A 22,223-nucleotide genomic window follows, 5' to 3' on the forward strand; every position below is an offset into this window, starting at 1 on the left:
AGACCCCGGCCGGGTGCCATGGTCGTTGATTTCGAACAAGTCCGGAGCCAGCGACGGCTTGACGCTGCCTGCGCAGGTAAAACCTTTCGGCTTCTGTCCATCGCGCTGCAATGCTACTCAAGTCAACCAGCGCAATGTTGAGCAAGGTCAAACCCCCTATGACGGCTGAAGTTCTGATCGGTGATGGCGATGGTAGACTTTCGCCGCATCCACTGCGGGCGGCCGTCTTGGGCGAGGTTCACGCGCGCCCGTTCACTGCGCTCGCAGTGCCGGCGCGGGTGCTGCATTTCGCGTTCGACACCTCGGGCGAGAAGGCCAAGGCCGATCGCATCGCGCTGACGAAATTCTGCGAATCACGCGGGCTGCAGCCGCCGCCGTCCAACGAGAAGCATCACCGCGCCTCGTTCGGCACGACCATGCTGCGCTGGGAACAGCATTCCGAATTCACCACCTACACCTGGGAATTCACCGCCGACCCGGTCGCGATGCCGTTTCATCCGGAGGCCTCGTCGCTGGCTTCGCCGATGCGGCTGGTGCCCCAGCCCGGGCCGTTGCTGGTCGCGGTCGATCTGCATGCGCTGCCGGACGATCCGCCGCGCACCGCGCCGGAGCGATTGTTCGATCGCGCCAGCCTCGCTGTCGCGGAGAATTCCGACGGCGCGGCGGTCTATGCCACCGATTTCCAGCCCGGTCCCTCGGGCTTCGTGCGGGTGCTGGTGATCGATCGCGGCATGGCGCCGGAGCGCGCCGGAGCGCTGGTGCAGCGTGTGCTCGAAATCGAGACCTATCGCACGCTGGCGCTGCTCGGCCTGCCGGAAGCGCAGCGGCTCGGTCCCTCGATCAGCAACGGCGAGCGCCGCCTCGCCGAAGTCACCGCCGAAATGCGCAAGGCGGCCGATCTCGCCATCAACAACAGACTGCTGCAGGAACTGACCGAACTCGCCGCCGAGGTCGAAGCCGGCGCCGCCGCCAGTCTGGGCCGCTTCAGCGCCAGCCGCGCCTATGAAGAGATCATGACCGGCCGGCTGGCGACGCTCGGCGAACGCAAGGTCGGCGGCCTGCCGACCTGGTCGTCGTTCCTCGCCCGCCGGATGAAGCCGGCGATGCGCACCTGCACCACCACCGAGGCGCGACAATCCGACCTGTCGCTGAAACTCGCCCGCGCCGCCAACCTGCTGCGAACCCGCGTCGACGTCGAGCTCGAACATCAGAATCAAGAGCTGCTGAAATCGATGAACGCGCGGACGCGGCTGCAATTGCGGCTGCAGGCCACCGTCGAAGGCCTCTCCACCGCGGCGATCACCTACTACGTGGTCGGGCTGTTCGGTTATTTGGTGAAGGGTCTGCACGATTCCGGCCAGATCACGGTCGAGCCGAGCCTCGTCACCGCGGGTTTCGTGCCGATCGCCGCGTTCTCGATCTGGTGGACGGTGCGCAGCATCCGCAGGAAACACATCGCGAGCGAGGATTGATGACCATCGCCGCCAGGTCGACACTCGCGCGGCTGCTCGTCGCCCTCGTCGCGGTGATCGCGATCGCCACCGCCTTGTGGCAATTGCATCGCGCCAGCGGCGACCTGATCGTCACCCATGCGCGCGTCGGCCAGACGCCGGTGTCGGTGTTCCGCGAGCCGACCACCACGCGCGCGCCGGTGGTGGTGATCGCGCACGGCTTCGCCGGCTCGCAACAACTCATGCAGCCGTTCGCCCAGACGCTGGCGCGCAACGGTTATATCGCGGTGACGTTCGATTTCACCGGCCACGGCCGCAACCCCGTGACGATGGTCGGCGACGTCGACGAGCCGACAAAAATCACCGGCGTGCTGGTCGACGACCTCGCCCGGGTCACCGACTACGCCCGCGCGCTGCCGCAAAGCGACGGCCGCGCCGCGGTGCTCGGGCATTCGATGGCGTCCGACATCGTCGTCGCCTATGCGGTGGCGCATCCGGAGATCACCGCCACCGTCGCGGTGTCGGTGTTCACCCGCAAATCGACGCCGACCCTGCCGCACAATCTGCTGGTGATCGTCGGCGACTGGGAACCGCAGATGCTGAAGGACGAGGGCCTCCGCATCGTCGATCAAGTCGCCGGCGGCGGGGCGGTGGCCGGGCGGAGCTATGGCAGCTTCGCCGACGGCACCGCGCGGCGCGTGGCGTTCTCGTCCGGAGTCGAACATATCGGCGTGCTGTACAGCCAGGACAGCATGCGCGAATCGCTGCAATGGATGAACGAATCGTTCGGCCGGCAAAGCGCGGGCTGGATCGATCGCCGCCCGGTCTGGCTGGCGCTGCTGTTCGGCGGATTGATCGCGATGGCCTGGCCGCTGTCGAAGCTGCTGCCGCAAGCGGCGCCGCTGCCGATGGGAGCCAGTCTGGCGTGGAAACCGTTGCTGATCGCCGCAATCGTCCCCGCCGTGCTGACGCCGCTGATCCTCTGGAAGGCGCCGACCGACTTCCTGACCATCCTGCTCGGCGACTATCTGACGTTGCACTTTCTGCTGTACGGCGCTTTGACCGCCGCGATCCTGCTGCTGATCCGCCGGCGCGGCCGCAAGGCGCATTCTCAGGCCCATGCTTCCACGCATCACGCGCCCGGACTGGAGCGACTGGAGTCGCTGCCCGACCCCGCGCATCCGCGCGTCGCAATCACGGCGCTGGTGATCGCGTCGGTGGCGGCGATCGCCTACAACATCATCGGCTTCGGCGTGCCGCTCGACACTTACGCATTCTCGTTCATGCCGATCGAACCGCGGCTGCATCTGATCGCCGCGGTCGCCTGCGGCACGGTTCCGTATTTTCTCACCGCGGAATGGATGGCGCATGGCACGGGCGCCAGACGCGGTGCCTATGCGCTGGCGAAATTCTGCTTCCTCGCCTCGCTCGCCGCCGCCGTCGCGCTCAATCTGCAGAAGCTGTTCTTCCTGATCATCATCGTGCCGGCGATCCTGCTGTTGTTCATCGCCTTCGGCGTGATCAGCAACTGGACCTACAAGGCGACCAACCACCCCCTCCCCGGCGCGCTCGCCAATGCGATCCTGTTCGCCTGGGCGATCGCGGTGACGTTCCCGATGGTGATCCGCTGATGCAGATCGAGCTCTGGCCGGCAGGCGGCGAACGGCGCTGGCGCCTGGTCACCGACGCGGTGATGGGCGGGGTCTCGCGGGGCACGCTGCAGGCGACCGAGCTCCACGGCCGTCTTGCGGCGCGGATGCGCGGCGCGGTGTCGACCGAGAACAACGGCGGCTTCATCCAGATCGCGATGGATCTGGCGCCGGACGGCGGCGCCTACGACGCCGGCGGCTTCACCGGCGTCGGCCTCGAGGTCGCGGGCAACGGCGAACGCTACGGCGTCCATCTGCGCACCACCGACATGCTCCGGCCGCAGCAATCCTACCGCGAAAGCTTCGTGACGTCGCCGGAACCGGCCGTGGTGCAGCTGCCGTTCGGGCAGTTTGTTCCGCATCGCATCGAGACCCCGTTGAACCTCGCGCGGTTGCGCCGCATCGGGCTGGTCGCAATCGGCCGCGCCTTTGATGCAGATCTATCCGTCATGCGGCTTTGGCTCTATTGAATCGGGGCGAGCGTGCGCTCACGCGAGCGATCTGACTTATGGCGAATGGCGACGGTCGCCGCCGCCGAATAGAGAAACCGCACGATGTTCGGACCCAGGCGCGACGTGCCCGCGAACGGCCAGGAATCGGTGTGGGACTATCCGCGCCCGCCACGGCTGGAGCCGGTTTCCGCGCGGCTGCGGGTGATATTCAACGGCGAAACGATCGCCGACAGCATTTCGGGGTTTCGCGTGCTCGAGACCAGTCACCCGCCGGTCTACTACATTCCGCAGACCGATATCCGGATGGACCTGATGCGCAAGGCGTCGGGGTCGTCCTGGTGCGAGTTCAAGGGCGAAGCCCGCTACTGGTCGATCGAGGCCGGCGACCGCCGCTCCGACAACGCCGCCTGGAGCTATCCATCGCCCTCCCCCGCCTTCGCGCCGATCGCCGATCATCTCGCCTTCTACGCGTCGCGAGTCGACGCCTGCTTCGTCAGCGACGAGCGCGTGCAGCCGCAACAAGGCGATTTCTACGGCGGCTGGATCACCTCGCTGGTGGTCGGCCCGTTCAAGGGTGGCGCAGGAACGCGCGGATGGTAGAGCAGAGCGGAACCACGGCGCCGGTGTGGTCGCCGGCGCTGAACGATCCCGCGCCGCGCGAGCTGTGCACCGATTGCGGCGTGTCGCGGATGAGCGATCCGAAGCAATGCGGACAGGCCTGCCAGTTCATCAAGCCGGACTATCCGGCGATGGAACTCCAGGTGCACGGACGCAACCGCGATCCGTCGAAGCCGGATGAGGCCTTCTTCGGCCCGCACCGGCGGATGCTGCAGGCTGCGATGAAGCAGCCGCGTGAGGGCGCGCAATGGACCGGGATCACCACGCGGATCGCTGAACGCCTCCTCGAAACCGGCGCGGTCGATGCCGTGCTGACGATGGCGCCGGACCCGGCCGACAAATGGAAGCCGATGCCGGTGCTGGTGACCAGCCCCGAGGGCATGGCGCAGTGCCGCGGGATGCGGATGGGCTATGCGCCGTCGCTGGCGCTGCTGGAGCCCGCGCGCGCCGCCGGCTACAAGCGGATCGCGGTGATCGGCATTCCATGCCAGGTCTATGCGCTGCGCTCGCTGGAGCGGAAGCTCGGCTTCGAGCGGCTGTATGTGATCGGCACGCCGTGCTCGGACAACACCACGACCGAAAATTTCCACGAGTTCCTCGATCTGTTGTCGGACCGACCCGAGACCATCACCTATCTGGAATTCCGCGCCGACTATCATGTCGAGCTTCGCTTCACCGACGGCCGGGTGCAGGCGATTCCGTTCCTGTTGTTGCCGATCTCGAAACTGAAGCCGGACTTCTTCCCGATCACCTGCCGCACCTGCGTCGACTACACCAATACGCTGGCCGACATCACCGTCGGCTACATGGCCGGCCGCGGCGAGCAATGGCTGCTGGTGCGCAACCAGCGCGGCGAGGAACTGCTCGACCTGCTCGGCGACGAAGTGCGGCTGAGCGAGCCGACCAGCGCGGGGAACCGCACCGCGCCGGTGAAAGGCTTCCTGAAGAACACCGAGCTCGCCGCCGGCGGCCTGCCGGTGCGCGGGATGCCGAACTGGCTGCGGCCGTTCATGGGCTGGCTGATGCCGAAGGTCGGCCCGCGCGGGCTCGAATTCGGCCGCGCCCGGGTCGAGATGAAGGCGGTCGAAACCGTGCTGCATCTGCGCCGAAACTACAAACAGAAGATCAAGAACATGGTACCGGCGCACGTCTGGGCGCTGGTCAAACCCTACGGGCTCGAGCCCGACGACTCCGAGCGGCGCAACTAACACCTCACCTGCGGCAGGTCCGCCACGGAACCGGTCTGTCAGAACCAAGTTAGCGCGCCGGGAGGCGGCGGGCCGATATTCCGTCGCGTGACTCCCGAACCCAGCAGGGAGGCTCACTTGGACACCGACATTCTCGATCACCTGAAGACGCTGAATACCAGCGCCATCGACGCCCGCAACGGCTACCAGGAAGCGCTGGAAGATGCCGAAGGCAAGGGCCTGACGTCGCTGTTCCGCGACATGATCGCGCTACATCACGGCAACGCCGAGGAACTCGCTGGGATGCTGCTCAACGCCGGCGAAGAAGCCGACGACAGCGGTTCGTTCATGAGCGTGGTTCACAAGACCATCATGAGCGTGCGTTCGCTGTTCGACGGGCTCGACGGCAGCGTGCTGCCCGGCCTGATCGACGGCGAGAAGCGGAACCTCGCGAAATACGACGAGGCGGTGCAGGCCTCGGCCGGCGCGCCGGCGATCGTCGCGACGCTGACCGCGCAGCGCAACAAGATCCGCGAGAAGATCGAGCTGATGCAGCAGCAGAACGCCGCCTATGAGGCGGCCCAGACCTGATCGCCGCTGCACGCCGGCACAAAAAGATCGGAAACACAAAAAATCGGGGGCTTTCGCCCCCGATTTCGTTTCAGTCGGATGTCAGTCCGAAAATGCCGTCCGGTTACTTGGTCAGCGTTCCGGTGTTGCCCGGCGAGTTGCCGACGCCAGCGTCGGAACCGGTCGGCGCGGTGCGCGGATCAGTGCCCGGATTGGCCGGCTGATAGCGCTTGGGCTGGTTCTGGATCCCCTCCGGCTGCGCCATGCCGGTCGTATTGCCCGATGAGCTGCCAGTGGTGGTCCCGGCCGCGTCGTTCGCCGCCGGCGGCGTCATCTGCGCGGTCTGGGTGTCGTTGCGCGCACTCACCCCGGTCGCCAGCAGCGCCATCGCGATCATGGCGAACACGGTGATGCCCACCAGTTCCGGTAGCGCGCCGTCCGGTGCCGCTCCGCGGCCGGAACCGTTGCCTTCGAGCGTGTCGGCGGCCACGGCACGATTGGACCGCGACTTGATGAAGTTGAGAAATGCGAATCCGACGATCGCGAGGCCGGCCGCCAGGGTGAAAAACATCAGCCAGCTGATGGGTTGCTCTCCGTCCATGAAATCCTCCGAGGTTGTGTGTCGACGCGTAGTGACGAGTAGTAATGACCGTCTGTCGACAACCAACGAGAGGTTTTCAGAAAGGTTCCTGCCGCCTCGCAGAATGATGGACGCGGATCGCTATAGCGTTTTCGTGCGAAGTGGATGCCGGTGCGCGTGACGAAAACGCGTCAAATCAAGAATCTAGAGCTCCGGTTCTGATTTTATCAGAACCGGAAAAGCTAGGCGGATTCTTTCGGCAGTTGCGGGTGCATCGGGACCTCGTGGGGCGCCCTGACCGGATCGTCGGACCGATCGCCGGCGAACAGCCGCTGCACCACGACGAAGAACACCGGAACCATCAGCAGCGCCAGCACCACCACCGCGATCATGCCGCCCATCACGCTGGTGCCGAGCGCCTGCTGGCTCTTGGCGCCGGCGCCCGTTGCAATCGCCATCGGTAGCACGCCGCTGCAGAAGGCGAGGCCGGTCATCACGATCGGGCGGAACCGCAGGTGGCAGGCTTCCAGCGTCGCTTCGCGCAGCGACTTGCCTTCCTTGCGCAGATCCTTGGCGAATTCGACGATCAGAATCGCGTCCTTGGCCGCGAGCCCGATGATCGTGATCAGGCCGACCGTGAAGTACACGTCGTTCGGCAGCGAGCGCGTCGTCGCCGCGACGACCGCCCCGATGATTCCGAGCGGCACCGTGAGCAGCACGGCGACCGGAATCGTCCAGCTCTCGTAAAGCGCGGCGAGCACGAGGAACACCACCAGCGCCGACAGCGCCAGCAGGAACGGCGCCTGCGAGCCCGACAGCTTCTCCTGCAGCGACTGGCCGGTCCAGTCGTAACCGAAACCGCGGGGCAATTGCGCGGCGAGCCGCTCCATCTCGGCGATCGCATCGCCCGAGGTGTAGCCGGCACGGGCCTGACCGCTCACGCGGATCGCCGGATAGTAGTTGAAGCCGACCACCTGGGTCGGCCCCTTCGACCACTCGATTGTCGCGAAGGACGACAGCGGCACGAGCTGGCCGCGGCTGTTCTTCACCGAATAGGTCAGGATGTCGTCGGCCTTCATCCGGTCGGGAATGTCGGCCTGCACGATCACGCGCTGCATCCGCCCGCGGTTCGGGAAGTCGTTGACATAGGCCGAGCCGAGATTGGTCGAGATCGTATTGTTGATGTCCTGGAAGGTGACGCCGAAGGCGCCGGCCTTCTCGCGGTCGATCATCAGATTGATGACCGGCGCCGGCGGGAGGCCTTCGACATAGACGTTTTCGAGGATCGGGCTGGCATTGGCCGCCGCCACCAGTTGCTGACTGGCCTGGATCAACGCGGGGTAGCCCTTCTGGCCGCGGTCCTGCAGGCGGAAGCTGAACCCCGAGGAGTTGCCGAGATTGTCGATCGGCGGCGGCTGCTGCGCCGCGATGCGCGCATCGCGCACCGACCCGAGCGCCTTGTTGGCGTCGTCGACGATCGCTGCCGCGGAGGATTTGCCGTCGCGCTCGGACCAGTCCTTGAGCGTGACGAAGGCCTGCGCCGCGTTCATGCCCTGGCCGAGGAAGCTGAAGCCGGTGAGGAAGGTGACGTTGTCGACGCCGTCGCGCTTCAGCAGATAATCCTCGACCTTCTTGATCACCTCGAAGGTCCGGTTGTAGGACGAATCCGACGGCGTCTGCAGGTCGACGGTGATGAAGCCCTGGTCGTCGATCGGCAGGAAGCCGCCCGGCATCCTGACCAGTCCCCAGCCGAGCACGCCGAGCAGCACGGCGTAGAGAATCATCAGCCGGCCCGTTCGCCCGAGATTCCACCGCACGATCCGCGAATAGCGCTCGCGGGTGCCGTCGAGAATGCGGTTGAACCGGCCGAAGAAGCCGCGTTCGGCATGGGCGTGGCCCTTGACGACCGGCTTCAGCAGCGTGGCGCACAGCGCCGGCGTCAGCGTCAACGCCATCAGCGCCGAGAACGCGATCGCCGACACCATGGTCACCGAGAACTGCCGATAGATGATGCCGACCGAGCCGGGGAAGAACGCCATCGGCACGAACACCGCGATCAGCACCAGCGTGATGCCGATGATGGCGCTGGTGATCTGCGTCATCGCCTTGCGGGTGGCCTCCTTCGGCGGCAGCCCCTCCTCGGCCATGATGCGTTCGACGTTTTCGACCACGACGATGGCGTCGTCGACCAGGATGCCGATCGCCAGCACCATGCCGAACATCGTCAGCATGTTGATCGAATAGCCGAACAGCAGCAGCGACACGCAGGTGCCGAGCAGCGCCACCGGCACCACGATGGTCGGAATGATGGTGTAGCGGATGTTCTGCAGGAACAGGAACATCACCACGAACACCAGCGCCACCGCCTCGAGCAGCGTGTGCACCACTTTGGTGATCGAGGCCTCGACCACCGGCGTGATGTTGTACGGGATCTGGTAGCTGATGTTCGCCGGGAAGAAGCGCGACAGCTCCTTCATCTTGGCTTCGACCGCGCTCGCGGTCGCCAGCGCGTTGCCGGTCGGCGACATCAGCACCGAGAGGCCGGCGGTGGGCTTGCCGTTGAGGCGGGTGTTGAACTGGTAGCTGAAGCCGCCGATCTCGATCCGCGCGACGTCGCGCAGCCGAACGGTCGAACCATCGGGATTGGCGCGCAGCACCACCGCGCCGAACTCGTCGGCGGAGGAGAGCTGCCCCTTCACCAGCACCAGCACCGAGGTCTTCTGCCCCTTGGCGCTCGGCTCGGCGCCGACGGCGCCGGACGCGACCTGGGCGTTCTGCGCCTCGATCGCCTTGGTGACCTCGTCGGCGGTGAGATTGTAGCCGACCAGCTTGTCGGGATCGATCCAGATCCGCAGCGCGCGTTCGGTCGAATACAGCGTGGCGCGGCCGACGCCGGGAATGCGGCGGATTTCGCCGAGCACGTTGCGGATCATGAAGTCGCCGAGGCCGACCTCGTCGAGCGAGCCGTCGGTCGAACTCAGCGTGATGATCTGCAGCACCGCGCTGGAGGCTTCCTCGACCAGGATGCCCTGCTGCAAAACGGCGCGCGGCAGCCGCGCCTCAATACGTTTGATCCGGTTCTGCACGTTGACCGACGCCATTTCGGTGTCGGTGCCGGGCTCGAAATTGGCGATGATTTCGACCTGACCGAGCGAGTCGGAGGTCGATTCGAAATTGAGAATGCCGTTGGCGCCGTTGAGCTCTTCCTCGATCAGCCGGGTGACGCTGTTGTACAAATTCTCCGGCGAGGCGCCGGGATATTGCGTCGACACCGAGATCGACGGCGGCGCGATGATCGGATATTGCGCGATCGGCAGAAACGGAATCGAGATCGCGCCGAGAAGGCAGATGAACAGCGCGACGACCCAGGCGAAAATCGGCCTGTCGATAAAAAATGCGGGCATCGGCGCTTACTGCAGCTTCTGCGTGCTGCCCGTCGTCGGAGGGGCTGCGGTCGCGGACTTGGTTTCCTCGAGGCTCACCGGAACGACGGCGTCTCCAGCCGCGAATTTCTGGAAGCCCTCGACCACGACGCGCGCGCCCGGCTTGAGGCCGTCGAGCACCAGCCACTGGCCGTCCTGCTGCGAGCCGACGCGGACCGGCTGCACCGCCACGCGATTGTCGTCCTTGACCACGAAGACCTCGCTGCCGCCGCCTCCGTTGCGCTGGACCGCCTCCTCCGGCACCGAGATCGCGTCGGCGTCGAAGCCCTGCTCGATCCGCACGCGGACATACATGCCGGGCAGCAATTCGCGGTTCGGATTGTCGAATTCGGCGCGCAGCGTCACCTGGCCGGTATAGGCGTCGACCTTCGACTCCGAGAACAGCAGCTTGCCGGGCAACGGGTAGACCGTGCCGTCGTCCAGCACCAGCCGGGCGCGCGCCGCGTCCGGCGCGATCTGGTCGAGTTCGCCGGATTCGAAAGCGCGACGCAGCCGGACCATTTCGGCGACCGGTTGGGTGAAGTCGGCATAGACGTGATCGAGCTGCTGAATCGTGGCGAGGCTGTTGGAGTCGTTCTGGACCACCAGAGCGCCCTCGCTCACCAGCGCAGCGCCGATCCTGCCGCTGATCGGCGCCCGGACGGTGGCATATTCGAGGTTCAGCTTGGCGCGCGAGACTTCGGCCTCCCGGGCGGAGACCTCCGCATCGGCCTGCCGCGAATTACTGGCCGCGACTTCGTTCTGCGCCTTGGAGGCGGCCTGCTCCCTGGTCAGCATCGCCACACGATTGGCCTGCTGCAACGCTTGCTCGCGCGCCGCATGCGCCTTGGCGAGCGCGGCCTCGGCGGCCTTCAATTCGACCTCGAACGGCCGCGGGTCGATGACGTAGAGCGGATCGCCCGCCTTGACCTCGCTGCCCTGCTTGAACGGGCGGTGGACCACGATGCCGGAGACCCTGGGCCGCACGTCGGCGACGCGGATCGGCGCGATGCGGCCGGGCAGTTCGCGAACGATCGCACGGGCGTGAGGCTTCACCGTGATGATGCCGACTTCCGGCTTCTCGGGCGTCGCCGCATTCGCTGTCTTCGGGTCGTTACAGCCGGCCAACCCCGGCGCGAGACACGCAAGCGTCACCGCCGTCAAGGCAAACCTGATGGATCCCCGCATTCGAATGACCTCGTCAAAATTTCGGCGCCGCTGCCGGCAGCACGCACACGCTCACGCTTCGCCGAGCGGCCCCGCCGCAGCGTATGAAGAACTGATGAACAGAAATTAAGGTTGAATTGGTGCATCACAACATTGCGGCGTGGCGGCGCAATGTCACACGCGACGGAACCGACTGACGCCGCAGCCTTTTTGCGGCGTCACGCTGTCGTGACCGGGCCTTGATCAGGTCTCGCACCGCCCTGGCAGGGCGCATTATTCCTGATCGTTAACATATAGTTAACAGGGGCAACCGAATCGCGCGGCGGTTCGGCGGCAGCTGCGCTCGCTACCTGCCATAGACGAAAACGGGATCATCGAGGTCGATCTTCGGCAACTCGTCCTTCTCCGTCCAATAGTCCTGGCTGTGCTGCCACTCCGGCTTGGCGCCACGTTTCGGCAGCAGGCTCATGCCGCGCATCAGGTAACCCGGGTTGAAGTTCTCCGGGTCCATCCAGGGCAGCAGTTCCATCCCGGCGTCTTCCGGGCGCAGTGCCGGCACGACACTGCGGCAATTGTGCTGCTTCATATGACGCAGCAGACGGCAGACGAAATCCGCCACCAGATCGGCGCGCAGCGTCCAGCTCGCGCGGAAATAACCGAATACCCAAACCATGTTCGGCACACCGGTGAACATCATACCGCGATAGGTCACGGTATCGGCGAAATCGAGCGGCCTGCCGTCGATGCTGAAGGCGATGTCGCCGAGAACATTGAGGTTGAAGCCGGTCGCGGTGACGACGATGTCGGCCGCGACCGTTTCGCCGGACTTCAGCGCGATCCCCGTCTCGGTGAATCGCACGATCTCGTCGGTGACCACCGACGCCTTGCCCGACGCAATGCCTTTGAACAGATCGCCGTCCGGCACGAAGGCGATGCGCTGACGCCACGGCCGGTAGCTCGGCATGAAATGCGGATCGAGATCGTAGTCCGGACCGAGGTGGGCGCGAACGCCGGCCAGCAGTTCCTGCTTCACCACCTCCGGCTCGGTCATCGAGCGGCGGGTGAAGGTGGCCTGATCGAATAGGATCTTGCGCCGGACGATCTCGTGGATCCAGTCCTCGGAGATGCCGAGCTCGCGCAACGTGTCGGCGATCTCGATCTTGTTGCGCCCGGGGATGAAATAGGTCGGCGAGCGCTGCAGCACGGTGACGTGCTCGCAGTTCGGCGCAATCGCCGGCACCAGCGTCGCGGCGGTCGCGCCGGAGCCGATGACAACGACCTTCTTGCCGGTCGTATCGAGATCGTCCGGCCAGGTCTGCGGATGGACGATGCGGCCCTTGAATGCCGCCATGCCCTCCCATTCGGGGGTGTAACCTTCGCTGTGGCGGTAATAGCCCTGGCACATCCAGAGGAAATCCGCGGTGACGCGGACCGCCTCGCCGGTGTCGGTTCGCTCCGCCAGAATGCTCCAGCGCTTGTCCGCGCTCGACCAGTCCGCCGACACGATGCGGTGGCGATAGTGAATGTGCCGGTCGAGGTCGTTATCGTCGATCACCTCGCCGAGATAGTCGCGGATTTCGGCCGCGGTCGCGATCGGCTTTCCGGTCCACGGCTTGAAGCGATAGCCGAACGTGTAGAGATCACTGTCGGAGCGGATGCCGGGATAGCGATGGGTCAGCCAGGTCCCGCCGAAGCTGTCCTGCGTCTCGAGCACCGCGAAACTGGTGCCGGGACATTGCGTCGTCAGGTGATAGGCGCCGCCGATTCCGGAAATTCCGGCGCCGACGATCAGCACGTCGACATGGTCGGGGCAGGATCGGGCCGTGGCGGAGGGGTCGACGCGCGGCGCGTCGGCTTCGGCAAGCTGGGTCATGTTTCCTCGACTTTTTTTCTGTCGTTGGAAACCAGATTGACGCCTGCGCGGTGTTTTGCCCAGCATTTTCTTGGCCGCCCGCAGCGGCGGTTGTGAACGACACCGGACGCTGCCGATCGTCGCGCCGCCGGGCGCGCCTCGCCGACCGGGCGGCGAGGCACCGGGACGCCGAAACGCAAAACGCCGCGGGCATTGCTGCCCGCGGCGCTTCGTGGCCGATCGGCCGCGGCCGGCTCAGATGTTGAGCAGCAGCGGATAGCCAGAGAACGACTTGTACTCGCCTTCCTGCTTCAGCAGCAGCGGCGTGCCGGAGAACGACTGGTATTCGCCCTCCTGCTTCAGCAGCAGCGGCGTGCCGGAGAAGCTCTGATACTCGCCCTTCTGTTCGAGGATCAGCGGCGTGCCGGAGAAGCTCTTGTACTCGCCTTCCTGCTTCAGCAGCAGCGGCGTGCCGGAATAGCTTTCGTACTCGCCCTTCTGCTCGAGAATCAGCGGAGTGCCGGAGTGTCCTTTGTATTCGCTCATGGTCAAATTCCTTTACTTGGAGAGCACTGGCAGGCCCAGCCAGGAGGAGAAGATGGTCGGATTGTTGAGCAGCAGCGGCTCGCCCGAATAGGATTTGTACGGACCGCTGTCGTCCAGCAACAGAGGAGTCCCCGAGAAGGACTTGTAGGGACCGCTGCTGTCGAGCAGCAGCGGCGTTCCGGAAAACGACTGGTATGGGCCCTTGCTGCTGATCACGAGCGGCGTTCCGGAGAACGTCTTGTCGCTGTCGACGAGCAGCCAGTCGCCGGAATAGGATTTGTACTTGCCCGACGTGTCGAGCAGCGTCTTGGCATGGATCATGTTGGAGAACGGCGTCGCTTCGCTCATCTCGACGGCGGACGACGACGACGACTGCAAGCTGATCTTGTTCGGGCCGTAGCTGTCGAGGATCGTCGTCGCCTTGGCGGCGAAGCCGAACTCGGCCTGGACCGCGACCACGACGGCGCCCTTCTTGACGTAGTCGGCATAGGTCCGGGCGTCGCCGCGCGACACGTAAGCCCGGCCCATCGCCGCGATGATGTCGTCCACCGAGCTCGACTTGCCGGCCTGAGTGCCGGTGACGACGGCATATTTGTAGTTGTTCTTCTTCAGGTCGGCTTCCAACGCAGCGAGCTTGCTGCTGGAATCGTACAACCGGGTGACAATCTGGGTCATAGTTACTCCGTTTCAGTCTCAGGGCGGAGAGAGCCGCCCTGCATCAGTTCAGTTGTCCCTGCATCAACAATGTGTCCCGTCGCTTGATCAGCGGGACCATCGTCGCCAGCGTCGCCAGCAACAGCAGCAGTTCGAGGCCGTAGACGGCGTTGTAACCCGCGGCCGGGCCGAACTGCGGAGCGAACGCCGTCACGAGATCCCGGATGATGCCGCCGAGCGCAATCGCCACGCCCGCCGCGGAGGCCTGCACCGCGCCCCAGGCGCCGAGCGCGAGGCCGGCCTGGTCCTTCGGCGCGGCGTTCATCGTCGCGGTCAGCGTGCCGTGGCCGAACAGGCCGGCGCCGAAGCCGATCAGCGCGGTACCGCAGCCGAATGTCAGCACCGACGCGGCGCCCTGCAGTTCGGCGGCGAAGATCACCGCGAGAAAGGCCGGAATGCCGACCAGCGAGCCGAAGCTCGCCATCCGGAACGGATCTGCGCCGCGGCTCAGCACGCGCGAGGCGAGGCCGAAGCCGAGCAGACCGCCGACCGCGAGCGCCGCGGTGAGCTTGGTGGTGTCGCCGACCGACATCGACAGGATCTGGCCGCCATAGGGTTCGAGCAGCACGTCCGCCATGCTGAACGCCATGGTGCCGAAGCCGACCGCGATCAGCCGGCGCATCGCGTCCTTGCCCTGGATGAAGACGTCCCAGGATTCGCGGAAGCTCGCGGAGGGCGCGCCGGGATGCGCGGTCGCCTGCGTCGCGCCGGAGGTGCGCCGCGCTTCCTGCTTCCAGACGGCGATGCCGTTGAGAACGATGGTGACGACGGCCGAGCCCTGGATCACCTGGATCAGCCGGCCGGGCGAAAAATCAGCGAGCAGCATGCCGAACACGATCGCCGCGGCGATCATGCCGAACATCAGCATGGTGTACATCAGGCCGACGACCTTCGGCCGCGATTCCGGCGAGGCGAGGTCGGTGGCGAGCGCAAGGCCCACGGTCTGGGTGGTGTGAACGCCGGCGCCGATCAGCAGGAACGCCAGCGCCGCGCCGAATTGTCCGATCCACACCGGGGCGTTGCCCGCATCGCCGCTGCCGGACAGCACCAGGAGCGCGAACGGCAGGATCGCCAGGCCGCCAAATTGCACCAGCGTGCCCTTATAGAGGAAGGGAACGCGCCGCCAGCCGAGCACGGATTTGTGGACGTCGGATTTGAAACCGATCAGCGCGCGGAACGGCGCGAACAGCAAAGGCAGCGAGACCATCACGCCGACGATCGAGGCCGGCACGTTGAGTTCGACGATCATCACGCGGTTCAAAGTGCCGACCAGCAGCACCAGCGACATCCCGACCGCCACCTGAAACAGCGACAGGCGCAGCAACCGCGACAGCGGCAGATCCGGCGTCGCCGCATCCGCGAACGGCAGAAAGCGAGACCCCATAGAGGCCCAGACTCTCATCATTTTTTGGCTGACTGCGTTCATCGTCCAGCAAATCCAGCTTGCAAGGGGCCGGCGACGACGGTCACCGATAACCGAATGAACAGCACCACTTTGCGGCCAGAGATGATCTGCGGCAGATCAAACCGCCACCGCGCCTCGACCAAGGTACAAAGCAAGCGACCGGGACCCATGGATCCCGGTCCAGCCACAACAGCTTCAACGAAGCTGCAATCAGCCGATGGTGACCGAGCTCTCGATCGCCGCGGTCTTCCCGTTCCAGTACTTGGGGAACCAGGTGGTGTTCGACAGCACGGCGTAGTGAACGAGGATGGCGATCACGGTGACGCTGCCCAGCAGAAGCGGCAGGCCAACGGTCGGCTTGACCACAGTCCAAATGCGACCTTGGTTCATTTTCGATACTCCTTATTTCAGCCAGGGCGAGTAAACGTACGCCAGGAAGTGCGCCACGATCGCGATCGCGCCGAAAATGCGCGTGCCGTCGATGACGTGCTTGTGGAGCTCTTCCGATTCCGCGATCGTCAGGCCAGTCGGCCAGACCTTGTTCGGATCGTCTGCCATAGTAAAACCTCCTCAGAGACTTTCGATCATTCCGTGCTGAACCTGCACGTAGGTCGTTTTCGCTGCTACGCCGAACAAAGTTCGTTTGGTCTCAGCAACTTTCCTGTCCGTCTGATCATCCGTCCGCGCCATCGCCGCCAGAAGCTGGCTTCGGGACGCGGGACCGATGCGGGTTCGTCCAGGCCCGGGTGCCGCCGAGGCTTTCGCCCTATCGATCACATCCGAGTGATTGTAAGATGATCCTGACACACATCTTTGTCAATTTAACATGACACTGGGGGGTGTCCGTGTCATACCGGACATCCTCAAGCCGGTCCGCCGACTCCCGGACACGGAAAATTGAGTAAAACGTGATGAACTCGGGCATTGACAATTCGGCCGAGTTGATAGTCGCAGAATTCGAGGCATTCGGCCAGTCCGGATGCGAGCGCGAAGCGATTCATCTGCCCGGTTCCATCCAGCCGCACGGCGCCCTGCTGGCGCTGGCGCCGGACGATCTGCGGATCGTCCACGCCAGCGGCGATACGACGTTGCTGCCGGGCGCGCCGGCCGGACCGCTGCCGGGCCGCCACGCCACCGAGATCCTGTCGTCCGACCAGATCGCGCGGTTGCGCGCCCTGCTCGGCCCGGATCGCAGGATCGAGCGGCCGCTGCACGCCTTCGCGTTGACCGCGCCCGACGCCACGCCGATCGATGTCGTGGTGCATCAGTCGTCGGGCCTGCTGGTTCTGGAATTCGATCCGCGCCGCGAGCCAGCGCCGGAGAATTCGCTGGCGCTGGTGCAGTCGATGATCCGGCACGTGCAGCGCGCCGGAACGGTGCAGGCGTTCTGCGAAGCGATCGTCGCGGAGCTCCGCGCGGTCACCGGCTTCGAGCGGGTGATGATCTATCGCTTCAGCGCCGACGACAGCGGCGAAGTGATCGCGGAATCATGCGCAGCCGGCATCGAGAGTTTCCTAGGGCTGCGCTATCCGGAATCGGACATCCCGAAGCAGGCCCGCGCGCTGTATCTCACCAACTGGATCCGCGCGATTCCCGATGCGCGCTACGCGCCGGCGCCGATCACGCCCGCCGTCAATCCGCGCACCGGCCTGCGGCTCGACCTCAGCCAGAGCGTGATCCGCAGCGTGTCGCCGGCGCACCGGGTGTATCTGGCGCATATGGGCGTGGTGGCGTCGATGTCGCTGTCGATGATCCAGCACGGCCGGTTGTGGGGGCTGATCGCCTGCCATCACAGCGCGCCGCGCTATCTGCCGTACCGGATGCGCGAGGCGTGCGAGCTGTTCGCCGAGATGGCGTCGTCGCAGCTCGAGGCCAAGGTCGCCGCCGAACAGCTCGAGGCGCGGCTGCGCAGCACCCGGATCCACGAAGAGCTGGTGACGCGGATGAGCCAGGAATCCGACCTCGCCGAAGGTCTGATCCGGTTTCATCCCAATCTACTCGACTTCATCCCGGGGACCGGCGTCGCGCTGTGGATCGACGGTCAGTTCACCGGCCTCGGCCGCACCCCGGACGCCGCCCAGACCGAAGCGCTGATCGGCTGGTTGACGGCCAACTCGAACGACGGCGTGTTCCACACCGACGGCCTGCCGCTGATCTATCCGCCGGCGAAGGCCTATGCCGATTGCGCCAGCGGCCTGATGGCGCTGTCGCTGTCGAAATCGCCGCGCGACTACGTGCTGTGGTTCCGGCCCGAAGTGGTGCGCACCGTCACCTGGGCCGGCAATCCGAACAAGCCGGTCGGCGTCGGCCCCGGCGGCGAATTTCTGACGCCGCGCCGCAGCTTCGCCGCGTGGCAGGAATCGGTGCGACTCCATGCCGAGCCGTGGCGCGCCTCCGAGATCGAGGCCGCGCACCGACTGCGGCTGTCGCTGCTCGAAGTGGTGCTGCGGCGGATCGACGGCATCGCCCGCGAACGCCGATCCGCGCGGCTGCTGCAGGAACAATTGATGCGGCAGGTCGAACTCGGGCTGCGCCGGTCGCACGACGTCGCCCAGACGCTCCAGGAAGAGACCCGGCGGCGAGTTTCGGTCGAGGCCGACCTGTCGCAGGTGCTGCGCCGCACGGTCGAGGATCAGGAAGCCGAGCGGCTGCGGATCGCGCGCGAGCTGCACGATACGCTCGGCCAGTCGCTGACGTTGCTGCAACTCGGCTTCGAAAATCTCGGGCAGGTCGCGCCGGACAACGGCGAATTGCAGAACCGCATCGCCGGCATGAGGAGCCTCACCGCCGATATCGGCCAGCAGGTCAACCGGCTGGCGTGGGAGATCCGGCCCACCGCGCTCGACGATCTCGGCATCCAGACCGCGATCCAGCATCTGCTCGACGCCTGGAGCGAGAAGGCGCAGGTGCAGTTCGACCTGCACATGACGCTCGGCGACCGCCGACTTCCGCCGGCGATCGAGACCACCCTGTATCGCGTGCTGCAGGAAGCGCTGACCAACATCGTCCGCCACGCCGCCGCGAGCCATGTCAGCGTCATCCTCCGATTGTCGGACCAGCAGGTGACGATGGTGGTCGAGGACGACGGCCGCGGCTTCGTCAATCCCGATGCCGGTCTCCCGCCGGAGCGGCTCGGCCTGCTCGGCATTCGCGAGCGGCTGACGCTGGTCCGCGGCTCGCTCGAAATCGAATCCGCGCCCGGCAAGGGCACCGCTCTATACGCACGAATTCCGTTGTAAAGCATGGAAGCACATCCGATGGACCAGCAGGCCCCCTCCCGATTGCGCGTCTTCCTCGCCGACGATCATCCGGTCGTGCTCAGCGGCATGAAGGCGCTCGTCGCCGGCGATCCCGCCCTCGAGGTCGTGGGCGAGGCGAGCGACGGACCGAACGCGCTGCGTCGCGCGACCGAATTGCGGCCCGACGTCGCGGTGCTCGATCTGTCGATGCCCGGCCTGAACGGCATCGAGGTAGCCCGGAAATTTCTCGCCGCTTGTCCCGAATGCCGGGTGCTGGTGCTGACCGTGCACGAGGACGGCGCTTATCTGCGCCAGTTGCTCGATCTCGGCGTGTCCGGCTACGTGCTGAAGCGCTCCGCCACCGAGGAGTTGATCCGCGGCATTCACGCGGTCGGCACCGGCGGCATCTATCTCGATCCGGCGATCGCCGGCCGCGCGATCGGCCGCAGCGCGCCGCATGTGCACAACAGCGAGGAGCACAGCGCGGTGTCCGAACTGTCGACCCGCGAGATCGAGGTGCTGCGGCTCGCCGCCGTCGGCCACAGCAACAAGACGATCGCCGCCAAGCTGCAGATCGGCGCCAAGAGCGTCGAGACCTACAAGGCCCGCGGCATGGCCAAGCTCGGCTTCCACAACCGCGTCGAAGTGGTGCGCTTCGCGCTCAGCATGGGCTGGCTGGCGGACCCGTAGCTAGACTTCGCTATTTGATCGAACGTCATTCCGGGGCGCTCGCGCAGCGAGCGAACCCGGAATCCCGAGATGTTCTGCGCCCTCCTCCACCAGCTCGGGATTCCGGGTCTGCGCGCCTGTCGGCGCACATCCCGGAAGGACCTGCTGAATTGCGAGGAGAAAGAAGACATCAGCTAAGCCGCCCGCCGCAGCTCCACGCGCCACACCTCCGGGCCCTGCTCCAGATAGTTCCACTGGCAGTCATCGCCGTGGACGGATTCGAAGAAGTAGCGCAACGGCCGCGGGTCGTGATCGACGATGATCTGCATCCCCTGCCCCGGCTGCAGATTGTCGAACAGCCGCGGAATGATCTCGTGGCGCTGCTGGGGCGGGATCTCGCGCACGTCGAGAACGCGTTCGGTGGCGGAGGCGAAGTCGGTCATCATGGTTCTCCTGCGAGGTCAGTCGTCGAAGCGCGGCGGACACAGTCAATGCGGCTTGCTACGGGCCAGCAGCGTCGGGCCGTAGCTCAGCGCGAAGCCGAGGAAGGCGACCGACCAGCCCAGCACCGAGAGATGCAGCAACGGATCGCTCCACGACGGCAGCAGCGCCGCGCCGACGCGTGCCATCACGGCGACCAGGGCGGCGAGATAGACCGCCTGGGTCGGCAGCGACGCCCGCAATTCCTGCCCGGTATGGCCGAGCGAGGCGCGGGTCATCACCGCCAGCGTCATGATGCCGGCGCCGCCGACCATCCAGGCGTGCATGCCGGCGCTGGGCGGAACCAGCCCGAACGCCGCGCAGGCGGTGAGCAGGAAGCCGAGCGGCACGAACAGATAGCCGACATGCAACACCAGCAGCAGCCGATCCCGCAGCGTGCGATCGCCGGCCCAGCGCGCCAGCCGCACCAGATGCGCCACGCCCGCCAGCGCCAGCGCCGTGCCGGTCACCATGCTGATCGGCAACACGGTCCAGAGGATCAGCGTCGCGGCGCTGAAGGCGACGATCGCGATGTCGAGCTTGTTGAACGGAACCGGCAGCCGGCCGGGATTCTCGCGCACCAGCCAGTTGCGGGTGAAGCTCGGCGTGATCCGTCCGCCGATCAGCGAGATCAGCAGGATCACCACGCCGATGCCGGCGCGGATGCCGTAATCGGCGGTGCCGTTGACATGCGCCTCGAGATGAAAGGCGATGTTGCCGGCGAGCAGCAGCGTGAGCAGCGCGACGACGTTGAGGTTGCTCCAGTTCTTCCCGGCGGCGATTTCGCGCGCGGCAGCGAGCGCAACCAGCGCCATGAAGCTCGCATCGACCAGCATCGCGGCCAGCCAGCCGGTATCGGCCGAGAACGTCACGCACAGCCGCCCGGCGAGCCAAGTCAGCACCAGCACCAGCAACGGCCTGCCCTGCAGCGGCAGCCGGCCGGTCCAGTTCGGGATCGCGGTGAGCAGGAAGCCGGTGATCACCGCGGGCAGATAGCCGTACAGCATCTCGTGGACGTGCCAGTCGCGCGGCGCGAACGCGGTCTGTAGCGTCAGGTCGCCGTAATACACCGGCAGCCACAGCAGCACGGCGACGGCCGCGAACACGGCGCCGAAGAAGAAGAACGGCCGGAAGCCGGCGGACAGCAGGGTCAAGCCGCCCTGCTCGCGATAGCGCGGCACCGGCTTGCGCTTGGCCGGGCCGGAAGCGGAAGGATCGATCGTCGTGCTGCTCATGGCGTCCACCGGATGTTCGCGGCGGTGCTCCGCCAGCGTCCAATGGATTTAGGAGCCGCAAGCCTCCGCAAGGTTGTGCCAGAGCAAACTCGCGAACGATTTGCGACTGGCTCCGTTTGGAAGCGTTTCAGGGTAGCGGCGAAACCCCGATCACCAGTGGATGAAGCAGCAGCAGCACGAGCCAGGCGGCGAGGCCGATCGCGAGCCGCGTGAGGCTGATCCGCCAGCTCCGCGGCCGGAACCGGCCGCTGACCAGCGCCGCGAACGGCCAGAACGAGGTGCGCGCGGCGAGCGCGTTCCATGCGTCGGCGCCCATCCGTCGCCGCTTGCGGCTATCGATGATCGCCATGCCGGCCAAGGCGATCAGCGCGAAGAAGCCGAACAGCAGGACGTGGGCGAGATCGCCGTTCGGCACCACATGCGCGGCGGCCCACAGCCCGATCGCCCACAGCAAGGGATGCCGGACGAGGCCGACGATGCCCGGCTGCTCCGGATCGAAGCGCTTGTTCGGATCGCCGCCGAACGACAGCGGATTGGCGGCGCCGACGCCGAAGGCGGCGAACTGGCAGGCCAGCGGCAGCGCCAGATTCGGCGCCCACATCTGCCAGGGCTCGAACGGCCATAATTCGACGAAGGGGGCGCGGCCGGTGGCGATGATCAGCCAGGTCAGCACGATCAGCGACTCGGCGCTGTAGGCGATCAGGAAGCCGGTTTCGCCGAGCGCCTGCACCAGCTTGGCGCGAACCGCGGGCCGCGCCGGAATGGCGTGGCTGAGCAGGAACACGACGAACGCCGCGACGAATTCGGTCCAGCCGATCAATTCGTCACCTCGGCCTGCCCGCGGCCATGACCACACACGCCCACGTCATCCTGAGGTGCTCGCGCAGCGAGCCTCGAAGTATGGGCCGCAAATACGTCGGACTCACCACCTGCGACGCGTCGTCCTTCGAGGCTCGCCGAAGACGGCGAGCACCTCAGGATGACGCT

General features: G+C 65.9%; 20 protein-coding genes. 8 read left to right on the plus strand and 12 right to left on the minus strand.

The window, feature by feature from the left end; genetic code table 11:
• The first annotated feature begins 158 nt into the window (after positions 1 to 158).
• The 6 genes from RPB_RS20255 to RPB_RS20280 all read left to right on the plus strand — a co-directional run bounded on the left by RPB_RS20255 (position 159) and on the right by RPB_RS20280 (position 5,948).
• Positions 159 to 1,472, plus strand: a complete 1,314-nt coding sequence (locus tag RPB_RS20255; protein ID WP_011442896.1) for a DUF3422 family protein — start codon at positions 159 to 161, stop codon at positions 1,470 to 1,472.
• Positions 1,472 to 3,082: an alpha/beta hydrolase gene (locus RPB_RS20260; RefSeq protein ID WP_011442897.1), complete on the plus strand. Its 1,611-nt coding sequence runs from the start codon at positions 1,472 to 1,474 to the stop codon at positions 3,080 to 3,082. The genes RPB_RS20255 and RPB_RS20260 overlap by 1 nt, the downstream gene beginning before the upstream one ends.
• Complete coding sequence (locus RPB_RS20265; RefSeq protein ID WP_011442898.1) at positions 3,082 to 3,570, plus strand: CIA30 family protein; 489 nt, start codon at positions 3,082 to 3,084, stop codon at positions 3,568 to 3,570. Before RPB_RS20260 ends, RPB_RS20265 begins: the two co-directional genes overlap by 1 nt.
• A gap of 84 nt (positions 3,571 to 3,654) precedes the next feature.
• Entirely contained in the window at positions 3,655 to 4,152 is a 498-nt protein-coding gene (locus RPB_RS20270; RefSeq protein WP_011442899.1) for a DUF427 domain-containing protein, read from the plus strand.
• Complete coding sequence (locus tag RPB_RS20275; protein WP_011442900.1) at positions 4,146 to 5,378, plus strand: Coenzyme F420 hydrogenase/dehydrogenase, beta subunit C-terminal domain; 1,233 nt, start codon at positions 4,146 to 4,148, stop codon at positions 5,376 to 5,378. Before RPB_RS20270 ends, RPB_RS20275 begins: the two co-directional genes overlap by 7 nt.
• 117 nt (positions 5,379 to 5,495) lie before the next feature.
• On the plus strand, positions 5,496 to 5,948 hold the full coding sequence (locus tag RPB_RS20280) for a PA2169 family four-helix-bundle protein (RefSeq protein WP_011442901.1): 453 nt from the start codon (positions 5,496 to 5,498) through the stop codon (positions 5,946 to 5,948).
• A gap of 103 nt (positions 5,949 to 6,051) precedes the next feature.
• Here the strand turns inward: RPB_RS20280 and RPB_RS20285 are convergent, their stop codons facing one another.
• The 9 genes from RPB_RS20285 to pufB all read right to left on the minus strand — a co-directional run bounded on the left by RPB_RS20285 (position 6,052) and on the right by pufB (position 16,171).
• Complete coding sequence (locus RPB_RS20285) at positions 6,052 to 6,528, minus strand: hypothetical protein (protein WP_011442902.1); 477 nt, start codon at positions 6,526 to 6,528, stop codon at positions 6,052 to 6,054.
• A 221-nt stretch (positions 6,529 to 6,749) separates the two neighbouring features.
• The gene (locus RPB_RS20290; RefSeq protein WP_011442903.1) at positions 6,750 to 9,911 is read right to left on the minus strand and encodes an efflux RND transporter permease subunit; all 3,162 of its coding nucleotides are present in this window, start codon (positions 9,909 to 9,911) and stop codon (positions 6,750 to 6,752) included.
• A gap of 6 nt (positions 9,912 to 9,917) precedes the next feature.
• Positions 9,918 to 11,117, minus strand: coding sequence for an efflux RND transporter periplasmic adaptor subunit (locus tag RPB_RS20295; RefSeq protein ID WP_011442904.1), 1,200 nt, complete (start codon positions 11,115 to 11,117; stop codon positions 9,918 to 9,920).
• Between the two features lie 325 nt (positions 11,118 to 11,442).
• A complete protein-coding gene (locus RPB_RS20300) occupies positions 11,443 to 12,969 on the minus strand; it encodes a flavin-containing monooxygenase (protein ID WP_011442905.1) in 1,527 nt (508 codons plus the stop codon).
• 234 nt (positions 12,970 to 13,203) lie between these two features.
• The gene (locus RPB_RS20305; RefSeq protein WP_011442906.1) at positions 13,204 to 13,494 is read right to left on the minus strand and encodes a hypothetical protein; all 291 of its coding nucleotides are present in this window, start codon (positions 13,492 to 13,494) and stop codon (positions 13,204 to 13,206) included.
• A gap of 12 nt (positions 13,495 to 13,506) precedes the next feature.
• Positions 13,507 to 14,169, minus strand: coding sequence for a hypothetical protein (locus tag RPB_RS20310; protein WP_011442907.1), 663 nt, complete (start codon positions 14,167 to 14,169; stop codon positions 13,507 to 13,509).
• Between the two features lie 43 nt (positions 14,170 to 14,212).
• A complete protein-coding gene (locus RPB_RS20315) occupies positions 14,213 to 15,634 on the minus strand; it encodes a PucC family protein (RefSeq protein ID WP_011442908.1) in 1,422 nt (473 codons plus the stop codon).
• Between the two features lie 189 nt (positions 15,635 to 15,823).
• The gene (locus RPB_RS20320; RefSeq protein ID WP_011442909.1) at positions 15,824 to 16,003 is read right to left on the minus strand and encodes a light-harvesting protein; all 180 of its coding nucleotides are present in this window, start codon (positions 16,001 to 16,003) and stop codon (positions 15,824 to 15,826) included.
• Between the two features lie 12 nt (positions 16,004 to 16,015).
• A complete protein-coding gene (gene pufB / locus RPB_RS20325) occupies positions 16,016 to 16,171 on the minus strand; it encodes a light-harvesting antenna LH1, beta subunit (protein WP_011442910.1) in 156 nt (51 codons plus the stop codon).
• Between the two features lie 353 nt (positions 16,172 to 16,524).
• Between pufB and RPB_RS20330 the strand changes: the two genes are divergently transcribed.
• On the plus strand, positions 16,525 to 18,852 hold the full coding sequence (locus RPB_RS20330) for a GAF domain-containing protein (RefSeq protein ID WP_011442911.1): 2,328 nt from the start codon (positions 16,525 to 16,527) through the stop codon (positions 18,850 to 18,852).
• Positions 18,853 to 18,870: 18 nt separating this feature from the next.
• Positions 18,871 to 19,542 carry a response regulator transcription factor gene (locus tag RPB_RS20335; protein ID WP_041798912.1) on the plus strand — a complete coding sequence of 224 codons (672 nt, stop codon included), beginning with the start codon at positions 18,871 to 18,873 and terminating at the stop codon, positions 19,540 to 19,542.
• A 173-nt stretch (positions 19,543 to 19,715) separates the two neighbouring features.
• Here RPB_RS20335 and RPB_RS20340 read toward each other — a convergent pair whose 3' ends face one another.
• The 3 genes from RPB_RS20340 to RPB_RS20350 form a co-directional block, all read right to left on the minus strand.
• Entirely contained in the window at positions 19,716 to 19,964 is a 249-nt protein-coding gene (locus tag RPB_RS20340) for a DUF2249 domain-containing protein (protein WP_041798914.1), read from the minus strand.
• A gap of 45 nt (positions 19,965 to 20,009) precedes the next feature.
• Positions 20,010 to 21,236 carry an NnrS family protein gene (locus RPB_RS20345; protein WP_011442914.1) on the minus strand — a complete coding sequence of 409 codons (1,227 nt, stop codon included), beginning with the start codon at positions 21,234 to 21,236 and terminating at the stop codon, positions 20,010 to 20,012.
• A 127-nt stretch (positions 21,237 to 21,363) separates the two neighbouring features.
• Positions 21,364 to 22,056 (minus strand): NnrU family protein, encoded by a 693-nt coding sequence (locus RPB_RS20350; protein ID WP_041798377.1) that lies wholly within the window; start codon positions 22,054 to 22,056, stop codon positions 21,364 to 21,366.
• Between the last annotated feature and the right edge of the window lie 167 nt (positions 22,057 to 22,223).

This window comes from Rhodopseudomonas palustris HaA2 (genome assembly GCF_000013365.1).
GTDB lineage: Bacteria > Pseudomonadota > Alphaproteobacteria > Rhizobiales > Xanthobacteraceae > Rhodopseudomonas > Rhodopseudomonas palustris_J.